At 69.9% G+C, this 13,502-nt stretch carries 8 protein-coding genes and 1 pseudogene; all 9 read left to right on the top strand.

Annotation, left to right across the window (positions count from 1 at the left end; genetic code table 11):
- Positions 1–623, top strand: a 623-nt coding sequence (locus IEZ19_RS52240) for a site-specific integrase (RefSeq protein ID WP_506005017.1), incomplete at its 5' end; no start/stop codon positions are given.
- Positions 624–1,080: 457 nt separating this feature from the next.
- Positions 1,081–3,978 carry an ATP-binding protein gene (locus IEZ19_RS47375; RefSeq protein ID WP_189317573.1) on the top strand — a complete coding sequence of 966 codons (2,898 nt, stop codon included), beginning with the start codon at positions 1,081–1,083 and terminating at the stop codon, positions 3,976–3,978.
- A 468-nt stretch (positions 3,979–4,446) separates the two neighbouring features.
- Positions 4,447–8,226, top strand: coding sequence for a S8 family serine peptidase (locus tag IEZ19_RS47380; RefSeq protein WP_189317574.1), 3,780 nt, complete (start codon positions 4,447–4,449; stop codon positions 8,224–8,226).
- The gene (locus IEZ19_RS47385) at positions 8,223–8,867 is read left to right on the top strand and encodes a hypothetical protein (RefSeq protein ID WP_189317575.1); all 645 of its coding nucleotides are present in this window, start codon (positions 8,223–8,225) and stop codon (positions 8,865–8,867) included. Before IEZ19_RS47380 ends, IEZ19_RS47385 begins: the two co-directional genes overlap by 4 nt.
- A gap of 102 nt (positions 8,868–8,969) precedes the next feature.
- Positions 8,970–9,248: pseudogene (locus IEZ19_RS52245) on the top strand (DnaA ATPase domain-containing protein); the annotation flags it as partial.
- A gap of 784 nt (positions 9,249–10,032) precedes the next feature.
- Positions 10,033–10,932, top strand: a complete 900-nt coding sequence (locus tag IEZ19_RS47395; protein ID WP_189317576.1) for a CPBP family intramembrane glutamic endopeptidase — start codon at positions 10,033–10,035, stop codon at positions 10,930–10,932.
- 18 nt (positions 10,933–10,950) lie between these two features.
- On the top strand, positions 10,951–12,180 hold the full coding sequence (locus IEZ19_RS47400) for a sensor histidine kinase (protein WP_189317577.1): 1,230 nt from the start codon (positions 10,951–10,953) through the stop codon (positions 12,178–12,180).
- A gap of 4 nt (positions 12,181–12,184) precedes the next feature.
- Positions 12,185–12,877, top strand: a complete 693-nt coding sequence (locus IEZ19_RS47405) for a response regulator (protein ID WP_189317578.1) — start codon at positions 12,185–12,187, stop codon at positions 12,875–12,877.
- Between the two features lie 369 nt (positions 12,878–13,246).
- On the top strand, positions 13,247–13,502 hold a 256-nt coding region (locus IEZ19_RS47410; protein WP_506005018.1), incomplete at its 3' end, for a site-specific integrase.

The raw sequence follows: 13,502 nt of genomic DNA on the forward strand, positions 1-13,502 counted from the left end.
TGCTTCCTCTGGGCTCTCACGTCCCAGTTTCCAGGTGTCCAAGATCAAGGGGAAGCTTCACCGCCGCCCTGCCCCGCAACCGGTTCGGGGTGCGGGACCTCAGCCTGATGACGCTGCACTTCGCCATCGCGGGCCGCGAGCACGAACTGGCCCACCTGCGGGTGCGCGACATCGCCGAGGACCCCGAGGGCCGGGGCCTGGTCGTGGACGTCCGGGTGTCCAAGGTCGCCCCCCGCACCGTCGAAGTGCCCTTCGGCTCACGCGCCCACCTCTGCCCCGTGACGGCCTGGCGCCGCTGGAAGGAGCAGCTGGGCCAGGACGTCGACCCCGACTCCTTCGCCTTCCGCGCGGTCCACAACCGCTGGAAGACCGTACTGGACAGCGGGCTTGACCCCGTGACCATCGGCGACATCCTGACCCGCATCGGCGTCCGCGCCGGACTGGACATCCGGCCCACCGGGCACAGCCCCCGCCGCGGACTGGTCACCGAGTCCTCCCGCGCCGGCAACCGCGACGCCGTCATGGAGCGCCAGGGCGGATGGGCTCCCGGCTCGAAGGTGATGCGCCGCTACCGCGAGGCCGACGACGGGTTCAAGGAGAACGCCCTGCACGGGGTGCTGTAAGCCGCGGACCTGGTGCTGCTGTGTGGGGGGCGGGCCGGGCGCCGGTGAACTCCTCGCCGTTCGTCCCTGGCGCGCAGACGATGACGCCCTCGCGCTGCGCGGCGGGGCTCAACGGCGGTCTCCCCTCCCAGAAGTTCTCCGAACGCATGACCGGACGAATCTACCTACTCAAGGACCCACCCTGGACACGGATCTCATGACCAAAAGTGACCAACCGTGGCGAACCAAGCTGGAATACGCGACACCTCAACATGCGAGCCCACCAGTCCGAGGGCCGGTCTCGAACTGCGTCCGTCGTCCGGCCAAGTATTCGATGCGAGTCACCGTCCGACGCATGCTTCACGGTTGAAGGATGCATGCTTCACGTACAGAGGTCGGCACTGGCCCAGCGGTGATCGGCTCAGGGGACTCAGGGGGACGGGCGTTGGTGGAGTGGGGCAGCACCGGTGGAGGTCGGTTGCCAGAGCTTTCCGCGCCGCAGTTCGTCGGCCGGGAGCGTGAGGTCGCCGCGCTCGACGCGGCACTCGAGCGACCGACCGTGGTCCTGATCGACGGCGAGGCCGGCATCGGCAAGACCCGGCTGCTACGGGAGTTCCTCGCGGCGCAGGCCGAGCGTGGGTGCCGCGCCCTGGTCGGATCATGCCCGGAGCTGCGCGTGCCGTACACGCTCGGCGCGGTCGTCGACGCAGTGCGCGACGGCGTCGACGGCGTTGACGGTGTGTCCGGACTGGGGCTCAGCGGCCTGGCGGGTGCGCTCCGGCCGTTGTTCCCCGAGTGGGCGGCCGAGCTGCCTGCGGCGCCGGAGCCGCTGGAGGACGCGACCGCGGCCCGGCACCGGTTGTTCCGCGCCTTCGCCGAGGTGCTCAGCCGGCTCGACGTGGCGCTGCTCGTGCTTGAGGACCTGCACTGGGCGGACGAGGCGACGCTGGAGTTCCTGTTGTTCCTGGTCTCCCGGCGTCCTCAGCCGGTGAGCCTGGTGCTGACGTACCGGCGCGAGGAGGTGCCGCCCGACTCGCTGCTGCTGCGGCTCTCCTCACGGCTGCCCGCCGATGCCCACCTGGTCCGGCTGACGCCCCAGCCGCTGGACCTCGGCGAGACCGCCGCAGTGGTTTCCTCCATGCTGGCGGACGAGCATGTCTCCGCCGAGTTCGCGGCCTTCCTGCATGAACGTACGGAAGGCATACCGCTGGCCGTGGAGGAGTCGGTGCGGCTGATGCACGACCGGGCCGACCTGATCCGGCGCGACGGCGGGTGGGCGCGCCGTCGCCTGGACCGCATCGAGGTGCCGCCCACGATCCGCGACGGCGTGCTGGAGCGTGTCGGACGGCTCGGCCCCGAAACGCGCACGGTGCTGTACGCGCTGTCGGTGCTCTCCGGCCCGGCCGACCACGCGACGCTGACGGCGGTGACGGGCCTGCCCGAGGACCGGTTCCTCGTCCGGGTGGCCGAGGCGCTGGGCAGCGGCCTGCTGCGCGAGGACAGACCCGGTCAGCTGTCGTTCAGGCACCCCCTGACCGGTCACGCCGTGTACGAGGCCATCCCGGTACAGGAGCGGAGTGCCCTGCATCTGCGGGCCGGCCGGGCGCTGGAGGACTGGCCGGTGCCGCCCGTGGCGGAGCTGGCCCGGCACTTCCGGCTCGCCGGCGACGCCGAGGCCGCGTGCAGGTACACCGAACAGGCGGCCGACCTGTGCGCGCAATCCGGTGACATGGCCACATCGGCCCTGCTGCTGCACAGCCTGGTCACGACCGTCGCCCTGCCCGCGGATGCGCTGGTACGGCTGGTGGCGAACATTCGGTTCAAGGCGCTGCACGGCTCCGATCCGTATTCGGAGATTGTCCAGTCCCTACGGTCGGCCCTCCAGCGCCTGACTCTGACGCCGGAGCAGGAGGCACTCGTCCGTTTCCAGACCGGCCGGGTCCTCATAGCGGCGGGAGAGGTGGATGCGGGCTGGCTGGAGATCCGGGAAGCGATGCCCCACCTCGCTGCTCACTCGCCGGAGGCGGCGCGCGCCCGCCTCCTGCTGGCCCTGCCGTACGGGCCGGTACGCCCGGTGTCGGAGCATCTGGAGTGGCTGAACGAGGCAACCGAGGTGGCACCGTCTCTCACGCGCTTGGACCGCCTGCGCCAGTTGGCGGAACGCGCCTTGGTACTGCTGACGCTCGGGGAGGAGAGCGGATGGGCGGTGGCCCGGAGGATTCCCGACGACGCCAGCGCCCAGGACGTGGAGATCGTCGTGCTAGGCCACTCGAATGTCGGGGAGGCGGCGATGAGATGGGGCCACCACGCCGAGGCCGAAGCACGGCTGGCCCGGTCTCTGGCCCTCGCCGAGCGCTACGAGCGGCTCGACCACTTCGACACCATCGCCTCGTTGCAGGTCCGTCTCGACTGGTTCACCGGCGCCTGGGCGGGGCTCGCCGAACGGGCGGCGCGGCTGAGCGACGAGGACAGCGGGGTGCGGATGCAGGACCGGTGCGCGGCGGCCCTTGTCGTGGGCCTGCTCCAGGCCGCCACCGGTGACCGGGAGGCGGCCGAGGAACAACTGCGTTTCGCCGGACGCGACGACCAGCAGCGCGTCGAGGCCTCGACCGCGCTGGCCCAGCTGCGTCTGCGCGACGGCGACATCGACGAGGCGCTCCGGCTCACCGACGAGCCGGCCGAGATCACCATCGGTCGCGGAATCTGGCCCCGGGCCACCGAGGTCGCCCTCATACGGGCCGATGCCCTGGTGGCCGCCGGCCGGCTCGGCGACGCCGCCGACCTGGTCGCCGCCTTCGAGCGGACCCTGGACGGCAAGGACGCTCCGGCGCCGCGGGCGTCCGTCGTGATGTGCCACGCGATACTGGCCGAGGGCCGGGGCCAACTCGTTGATGCCGCAGTGCTGTTCGCCGAGGCCGCCGACGCGTGGCAGGCACTGCCGCGCCCTTACTACGCCCTGCTGGCCAGGGAGCATCAGGCCCGCTGCCTGCTCGCCTCCGGCCAGGACGAGACCGGCGTACGAATTCTGTCCGAGGTCGCAGGGGAGTTGTCGGACCTCGGCGCCCGCGACGACGCCGACCGCGTGCTTCGGGTGCTGAACAAGCGCGGCCGGGGCGCCCGCACGTCTCGGGGGGGACGGCCCAGCTACGGCGACCGGCTCTCCCCGCGTGAACTGGAAGTCGCCCGCCTGCTGGTCGATGGCCGGACGAACCGTCAGATCGCCGACGCACTGATGGTGTCCACGCATACCGTGGGCAGCCAGGTGCGGTCGGCGATGCGCAAGCTGCGCGTCGCAACGCGGACCGCGCTCGCAACCAGACTCATGGAGCTCGGTCTCGTCGGCGGGCAGCGGCCGTCTCCGGCGGGCGACGAATAATTCGCGTGAAAAAAGTGGCCGGCTCGGGAGCGACGAGGTTAATTCCCGTATTCGAGTGATGAGTCGGGGGCGGAACCCACGCACACTTGCTTGTCATGCCACCCCTAAATCAGCCGGCACCCGGGCCGACAGACGACCCGTGGGATCCGGCACACCCCGCGACGGACGCCTCGGCACAGGAGACACCGCCGCCCGCCCCACCGGCCGACCAGTCGGCCGAATCACCGAACGCTCCGGAACCCCCGGGTACGGACGTCGACGGCGCCGATGCCGACGCCGTCGACGAGTACGGGCCCCTCTAGTACCGAGCAGGCCCATGGCCGGACCTGATCAGCGATGGCGCAGGGCGCGGCCCCGCCCGGTCCCCCACGAGGGCGAGGAATCCCCGTCGGCACCGGCCGCCGACGGCGCGCCCGCACGCGTCCCTCCCGGACAGCCCAGTTCGTACATCCCACAGGAGAGCGATAGATGAGGCGAAGGCAAACAAGGCGTCTCAGACGCCACATAGGCGTGCTGACGGTCGGCCTGACCATCCTCGGGACGGCCATGCCGATGGCGGTGGCCAACGCGGCCGAACCGGTCCAGCAAGCGTCGGTGTCCGGCGCCGGACAGACGACGGACACCACCGCGGTCGCCCAGACCACGGACTCGGCCACGGACTCGACCCCGATCAACGACGCCGAGCTGGCCAAGGCGGTATCCGCGGACGGCAAGAGCATCCAGGTCACGCTGGTCACCGGAGACAAGGTGAACATCGGTCTCGACGACACCGGCAAGGTGGTCGTCCGCGACACCCAAGCCGCGGCACGGCCTGACGGTACGTCGGTCGTGTTCCACACCATCACCCGCACGGGACGGGCCTACGTCGTACCGAACGACGCCCTGAACCTGGTGACTGACGGAGTTCTCGACTGGTCGCTCTTCGACCTCACCGAACTGGCGAAACTCGTCGCGTCGGGCAGGAACGACGAGGTGCCGGTGATCGTCACCTACTCCGACGACGACGATGTCTCCAAGACCCCGAAGGTCGCCGGGGCCACCGCCGGCAGAGCGCTCCGGAGCGTCGACGGCCGTGCGATGGCCATCAACAAGAACGGCAAGTGGTGGAAGGGGGTGCGGGGCAAGACGGGATCCGCCTCCGCCGCCCGGTCCGCCGGTTCCCTGGCCGGTGTCAAGAAGGTGTGGCTCAACGGGCTCTCCGAGGTCAGCCTCGACCAGTCCGTACCGCAGATCGGAGCCGACGTCGCCTGGGGCCGCGGCTACGACGGCAAGGGTGTCTCCGTCGCGGTGCTGGACAGCGGCGTCGACGCCACCCACCCCGACCTGGCCGGAAAGATCGCCAAGAAGGTCGACTTCACCGGCACTTCCGCCGACGCCAAGGACGGGTTCGGCCACGGCACCCACGTGGCGTCCACGATCGTGGGCAGCGGAGCCGCGTCCGACGGGAAGTACAAGGGCGTCGCCCCGGGCGCCAAGCTGCTGATCGGCAAGGTCTGTGACGACAAGGGGCAGTGTCCCGACGACGAGGTCATCGCGGGCATGGACTGGGCCGCCCACTCGGGTGCCAAGGTCGTCAGCATGAGCCTCGGCGGTGAACCCACCGACGGGACCGACCCGATGAGCCAGGCGCTCAACGAGCTCAGCCGCAGCACCGGGACCCTGTTCGTGGTCGCGGCCGGCAACTCCGGCGGCAGCGCGACCATCGGCGCGCCGGGCGCCGCCGACGAGGCCCTGACCGTGGCGGCGGTCGACAAGAGCGACAAGATCGCGGACTTCTCCAGCCGCGGGCCGCGGTACGGGGACTACGCGCTCAAGCCGGACATCGCGGCTCCGGGTGTCGGCATCGTCGCGGCACGGGCGGCCGGCACCACGATGGGCACCCCGGTGAACGACTACTACACCAGCTCCGACGGAACCTCGATGGCCACCCCGCATGTGGCCGGCGCCGCGGCCGTGGTCGCCCAGCAGCATCCGGAGCTGACCGGCGCGCAGATGAAGGCGCTGCTGATGAGCACCGCCAAGGACCTGGGGTTCGACGAGAACGAGCAGGGCGCCGGCCGGGTGGATCTCGCCAAGGCGACCGAACCGCAGCAGGTCGTCGCCTCCGGGACCCTGAACTTCGGCCGCCAGGCCTACCCGTCCTCGTCCAGGACGAGGACGGTCACCTACACCAACCTCACCGACACCGCGACGACGCTGGACCTCGCCGCGTCCCTCTCCTCCGGTGACACGCCCGCTCCGGCAGGCCTGATCAGCCTCAGCGCGGACAAGGTGACCGTACCCGCGGGCGGTTCGAGCGAGGTGACGGTGACGCTCGACGGCAGCGTGATCAGCTCCGGCGGGCCCTTCGGCCGTTTGAACGGCGTGCTGACCGCCCGTGACGCGTCGGGCGATGTACGGGCCACCACACGGATCAGCAGCTTTCTCGAGGCCGAGCGGGCCCAGCTGACGATGAAGGTCGTTCCTCCGGACGGCGCCTCCTCCGTCACCTACGGCAACGCGGTCTTCATGCCGGTCGACGACAAGGATTCCCTGCACGAGGACCTGACCACCGAGAAGGGCTCGGAGTCGACCACCGTCTCGCTCTACAAGGACAGCACCTACTCGGCCACCATCCCCGTCACCTGGACGAACGCGTCCGGCGAACTGCAGAGCGCGGCACCGGTGCTGGCGGAGGTGACGACTGCCAAGGCCACCACGGTCACACTGGACCTGCGCAAGCTCGTACCGGTGAGCGTGAGTACTCCGGTGGCGACCGAAACCTACTCCGCGATCAGCTCCACCGAGCGGGTCTCGGCGACCGGCAAGTGGTCGCTGGCGACGAGCCTGACCGCCAGCTACCAGGCCCAGGAGACTGCGCACTGGTGGGCCCTGCCGACCGAGAAGGTGCACACCGGCACCCTGACCCAGAACACCTACAGCGTGCGGACGACACCCGTCGTCACCATGAAGGCCGTCGGCGGCGGTGACGCCTTCGACCTGTCCGCCCGCTACCAGACCCCGGACGTGGCGTTGAAGGCCACGTCGATCCTGTTCGGGCTTGAGCAGGGCGTGCTGTCGCCATACGGCATCGGCGCGGGCGCGGCTCCGATTCCCCGACTGCAGACCAAGGGACGCGTCCCGGTGGTCTACGCGGGCACCGGGACCGCCGCCGAGCTCGCCGACGTCGACGTCAAGGGCAAGCTGGCGCTGTTGACACCGACCGACCTCTGCGGGACCACCTGCGACTTCGACACGCTCCGTGACCAGCGGCTGAAAGCCGCTGCCGCCGCCGGCGCCGTCGGCGTGCTGGTCGCGGCACCGGGCCTCACCAACCTGAACGCCTTGTATAACGCCCTCTCTAACGCGGAGGGTTGCCTGACACCGGAAAACTGCTTTCCACTCGATCTCGATCCGAACGCCCCGCTGCCCCTCGTGACTGTGGCGTACGACCAGGCGCAACGCCTCATCGAGCGGATCAAGGCCGCTCCCTCGGACGTCGGAATCGTCCTCGGCGGCAGCGCAACGCCGACGGTCTACGCCGCCAGGTTCGTCGCCCAGGGCCAGGTTCCGTCGAACCTCGAGTACCACATCGACAAGGACCGTCTCCAGCGGGTCGACCACTTCTTCCACTCCGACCAGCCCGGCACTCTCGACAAGCTGACCTGGGAGGAGCAGACGGAGGCCGCACCGAGCGCGGCCACCCTGGACCTGCCCACCGTGGCCACCCAGCACACGCTCACCGTGTACGTCCAGCAACAGGACAACGCCATCAACCGGTTCGACGGCGCCTGGGGCGACAACACCGACAACAACTTCGCCCTGATCCACACGCGCACTGAGACCCACGACCTGGTGCTGTCCGGGAAGAACGAAGTCCACTGGAACGAGGGACCCAGTGTGCCCGGGGCCGTGCCGCAGGTGCGGACCAAGTCCGGCTTCTTCACGGCCCAACAGACACCTTGCGCGGCCTGCCGGCAGGGCAACACCTTCTACCCGACCTTCTACCTGACCAGCAGCGGAGGCGCACGTCAGGCCCTGATCGGCATCACCGACCCCGACCACCTCTCCGCCGGCGCGGACCCGTCGGACTACCTCGGGCCGCTCGGCCGCCGCTGGGTCTTCGGCTTGGACCCCTGCGGCCCGACAGCGCCGTGGTACCAGCCCACAGAGGACTCCAAGTGCGAATACACGCTGTCGGATGCGTCCGGGCACAAAATCGAACCTCGCACCCAGAAACTGACCGCCACCTACGGAGAAGTGGGATGACGGCACAGACCGCAAAGGAGTCCAACGCGATGAACGCGGGCGTGCCGCAGGCTCGTCACCGGAAGGGGGCCCTCGCGGCGATCGTCGCCACGGCGGCACTCGCTCTCTCCGCCTGCAACGGCACCGGCGATCTCGCCTCCTACGACCTGCCGGCGAAGTCGGCCCGGTACACGTTCGAGAGTGAGACCAACGGTGTGAAGACACAGTGGGAGTACGTCTCCGGCCAGCCGACCCAGGGTGACGCTCCCCAGCAGAACCCGTGCATGGGCGACACGGTCGGCGACAACACGGCGGCCTGCAGGCCAGAGCCCCTGATCTTCCTGCGGTACGACCTGGGCCTGGCCCTGGACAACACCGCCAAGGCAGAGGAGAAACACACGATCACGATCACCGCCTACTACCAGGATCGCATCAGCGCTCCGCCGAAGGTCGACGTCCTGACGGCCGAGGCCTCCTACGACGGCGGCCACACCTGGAAACAGGTGAGCACCCAGGCCTCCGGGACGAACACCTTCACCGCGCAGATCAAGAACCCGGACGTCGCGCAGGCCGCCCAGGGCGTCGGACTGCGGGTCCACGCGTCCGACACCAAGGGTGACACCGTAAGCCAGACCCTCCCCACGGCGTACAAGCTGCGCTGAGGGCACCGCTGAGAACACCGGACCCGGGACCGCCGGGGTCCACAGGCCGGGGCGAGGCCGAGACCTCGCCCCGGCCGTTCGCGTTTCCCCGCAAATCGCGGCAGCTTCCGCAAGCGCTACCGCGAGATGGACATCCTGCTCGTCGACGACATCCAGTTCCTGGCGGACAAGGAGTCGACGCAGAAGGAGTTCTTCCACACCTTCAACGCGACCGTCATGCACACCGACCGCAAGATCCGCGCGCTGATGGCCGAGCGCCGCTCCATCTTCTACAACCAGGTCACCGAACTCACGAACCGCATCAAGAACGGCGGGCCAAGAATGACGGGCATCGCGGGCGGCCCCGGCCGAGGCTCCGCGGGCGGCTTGATCGTCGCGTAAGCCCTCGGCACCACCGACCACGTCGTCGTGTTCCTGAAGCCGATGCCCGACTTCATCGTGGCGAAGTTCGAGGACTTCACCGAGAAGACCTTCACGAGGCCGGTGTCGGCGTAGCCAGTTCTCCGCTGCTGAGGAGGACAAGGCGCAGATATGCCTGGGTGCCGCAAAGGGTGCAGGTCATCGGCTCCGGCTACGTCACCAACTGCCGCAAGGAGCTGGTGGAGAACACCGCCGACATCGAGCATGGTGCGCACCGTGGGCACGGGCGGCAGGTACGTCATGTTCAGATGAAGGACAGGACGAGAAGCCTGGACTCAGTTGTACGAGGTCAGCGGCAAGTTCGAGGCGCAGATCAGGGCCAACTCTCCACACGCATGACACGCCGACATCGTGATGCCCGTCACGCACAAGCCCGAACTGAACGCCGACGTACACGACGGACTCCATGCCGCAGGTGCCCACACCCTGCTCCTCCAGGACATCCTGAGCGAGGAGAAGTGGTAGAACCGGCTCACCGACGCAGACCGACGGGCCCTGTCTCCGCTGTTCTGGACCCATGTGAACCCCTACGGCCGGTTCGAGCTGGACATGAACTCCCACCTCGACCTATCCGCCGCGGCGGTCATGGTGTCCGGCTCTCGTACGGGTGCCTGATCCCTTTTCGGGGCGCATCCCCCGCGAGAGCTACAGGAGCTGTCCATGTGCGGGTGATTCGCGGACGGCGCCGGATTCCTAGCGTGGTTGTCAGGTCGCAGCCGGTGCGACCCCTACAGGGGAGGCCACGATGAGTACAACGTCCACCGCACGGCACGCCGGAGGCCCGGGCCCGGACACGGGCCCCGACGGTCACGACGCTCGCGGCGGTCGTCTCGGCCGGATCGTCCGCTCCCCGCTCGGCTGGATGTTGACGGGCCTGGTCGGCGTCGGCCTGGTCTCGGGCCTGACCGGCACGGGCCCTGGTCCGGTGCCGGTGCTGGGCGCGGTGGCAGCGGTGGCCGTGTACTGGCTGGTCATGCGCCGTGTCGCGCGACGCTCGACGCCGGAGATCGCCCGGCGTGGGGCCGGCCGGGAGGCGCTGCTGGGCGGCGCGATCGGCCTGGGCTTCGTTCTGGTGTCCGCCCTGCTGATCACGGCGTTCGGGGGCTACTCGTTCTCCTGGGCGGGCCATGGCTTCATGGCGGTCGTCTGGTCCGCGGTCATGGTGCAGATCGGCGCCGCGGTCACCGAGGAGTTGTTGTTCCGCGGTCTGGCGCTGCAGGCTCTGGAGCAGCTGTGGGGCAGCCGGGCGGCCATTGTGATCACCGGGCTGTTCTTCGGGGTCGCCCATCTGGGCGCTCCGGGGGCCAGTGCGTGGAGCGCGCTGGCGATCGCTCTTGAGGCGGGCGTGATGCTCGGCGCCGCGTTCCTGTGGCGGCGTAGCATCTGGTTCGTCGCGGGTCTGCACTTTGCCTGGAACACCACCGAGCAGCTGCTCGGCATCCCGGTCTCCGGGCACACCCCCGAGGGCCTGTTCACCGTCGACGTGCATGGGTCCGCCGTGCTGACCGGCGGTGGCTTCGGTCTGGAGGCGGCGGTGGTGCCCGTCGTCATCGGTGTGCTGCTCGCCATGCGGATGTTCGTCCTCGCCCGCCGCGGCGGCGGTCTGCTGCCCCGGCGATCCGCACGACACACTCAGGTCGGCTGACTGGAGGAAACGGTGGTGATGTCCCGTCAGGCGCCCTGGAACCGTGCGCTGCTCCGGGCGCCGCTCGACTGGTGGGAGGAGCGGGACGCCTTCTTCAAGGACGGCGTCCTCGCCCTGGTGCTGGCCCTGTTGGCCTTCGTGCCGACCCTGTCCAACATCGGGGGGCAGATCGGGGATCTGCCCGAGCGGCCGGCGAGCGTGCTGAGCGTCGGGCTGGTCCTGGCCCAGACCCTGCCGCTGGCGGCCCGCCGCCGGTGGCCCGCGGGTTGTCTGGCTGTGGTCGCGGGCGCGTTCGCCGTGTACCAGGCGCTGGGCTTCGCGACGACGTTCGGGAGTCTGGGGCTGTATCTGGCCCTGTACTCGGCCGGGGCCCACCAGGTCCGCGTCCGCCGTGGTCTGGCGAGCGTGGTGAGCGCGGGCTATGCCGTGCTGGCACTCGTCCTGGACCGCCTCGGCTCACCGCAGGGCATCGCGGACTATCTCGCGTTCTATCTGACTCTGGCCGCGTTCTGGCTGGTGGGGAGCACTGTGCGGATTCGGCGGGTGGAGGAGGCGCAGCGGCGGCGGCTGGCTGCCGAGGTGGCCACGGCCGCCGAGCGGGCGCGGATCGCCCGCGAGCTGCACGACGTGGTCACTCACCATGTGACGGCCATGGTGGTCCAGGCGGACGCGGCGCAGTTCGTACTCACCTCCGCACCGGAGAAGGCCGGCGAGGGACTGGCGGCCGTCAGCGACACCGGCCGTCGGGCGCTGACGGAGCTTCGGTACCTGCTCGGCGTGTCGGAGGCGACCGGCGAGTCCGCGTCCGCGGACCTGGCGCGCGCGGAGCGGGCACCCACCCTGGGACGGCTCGGGGACCTGGTCGAACAGGCCCGCAGGTCGGGGCAGCCGGTCGAGTTCAATGAGCAAGGCGAGCGGCGAGCGCAGTCCGTGGACGTGGGGCTTGCCGCCTACCGGGTGGTGCAGGAGGCGCTCACCAACGCGATGAAGTACGCGGCCGGGCAGTTGACCAGGGTCGTGGTCCGGCACGGCGAGGATCGCATCGAGATCGAGGTGACCACCGACGGGCCCACCGCCTCCTGGGCTTCCGCACCTGCCGTGCGGGAGCCGGGCCCTGGGGGCGGGCGCGGACTGGCAGGGCTGCGTGCACGGGTGCGGATGGTCGATGGTGAACTGGAGGCCGGACCCCGGCCCGAAGGCGGATTCGGGGTCCGCGCCTCGATTCCGTCCAAGCCCGTTCAGGAGTGACCCCGTGAGCGATGTGTCGCCGCCGATTCGTGTGCTGGTCTGCGATGACCAGGCATTGGTGCGGACCGGCTACGTCACCATCTTCTCCGCGCAGCCCGACATGGAGGTCGTAGGGGAGGCCGAGAACGGGCACGAGGCGGTCGAGGCCGCACGGCGCCTGCGCCCCGACGTGGTGGTGATGGACATCCGGATGCCCCTGCTCGACGGCATCCAGGCGACCCGGCAGCTGGCCGGTCCCGATGCCGAGGCCCCGCCGAGGGTGTTGGTCGTCACCACGTTCAACGTCGACGCCTACGTCTACGACGCCCTGCGGGCCGGCGCGAGTGGCTTCCTCCTCAAGGACGCGCCACCGGCGGAGCTGGTCAACGGCATCCGGACGGTCGCCCAGGGCGAGGCCCTGCTGGCCCCCGCCGTCACCCGCCACCTCATCGGCCACTTCGCCGAACACCTGCGCCCGGCCGATACTTCCCGGACGGCCAGGGAGGACGTGGTACGGGCACTGACCCCGCGCGAGCTGGAGGTGCTCCGGCAGATCGCCGAGGGGCTGTCGAACGCGGAGATCGCCGCTGAGCTGTTCATCACCCCCGAGACGGTCAAGACCTACGTGTCGAGGATCCTGGCCAAACTCGGCCTGCGCGACCGTGTCCAGGCCGTCGTCCTGGCCTACCGGGTCGGGCTGGTGTCCTCCACCGGCTGAACCCACGCGCTGGTCGCCCCGTGCACCGAGACGGGTACGAGGCCCGCCGACTGGTCGCGCTCTTGTCGCCGGACTGCGCGGCCGAGCTGACCGGGGCCTCGTGCGGTCCTCGCATAAACAGTCCTTTGCGCGAGCAAGATCAATAACCAGCCGCCGGACCTCCGGCTACCCGCGATCTACTTTGCGGCTGGTGTCTGGGCTAGGACACCGGGGCCTGCATGTAGCGACCCTGGTATACGAGTCAGGCGCGTGCTGCTGATGATCGGTCAGGTGCTTGCCCGCGGCGCACCTGGTAGACGCCGGGGCTCACTTCGTCGGACAGCTCGGCGACTACCGATGCCAGGTTGTCGGGCCACCGTGGACGTCCGGGTGTCCAAGGTCGCCCCCCGCACCGTCGAAGTGCCCTTCGGCTCACGCGCCCACCTCTGCCCCGTGAGGGCCTGGCGCCGCTGGAAGGAGCAGCTGGGCGAGGACGTCGACCCCGACTCCTTCGCCTTCCGCGCGGTCCACAACCGCTGGAAGACCGTACTGTTCGGCGGGCTCGACTCCGTGACCATCGGCGACATCCTGACCCGCATTGGCGCCCGCGCCGGACTGGACATCCGGCCCACCGGGCAGAGTCCCC

Source organism: Streptomyces brasiliensis (assembly GCF_014647875.1).
Taxonomy (GTDB): Bacteria; Actinomycetota; Actinomycetes; order Streptomycetales; family Streptomycetaceae; genus Streptomyces; species Streptomyces brasiliensis.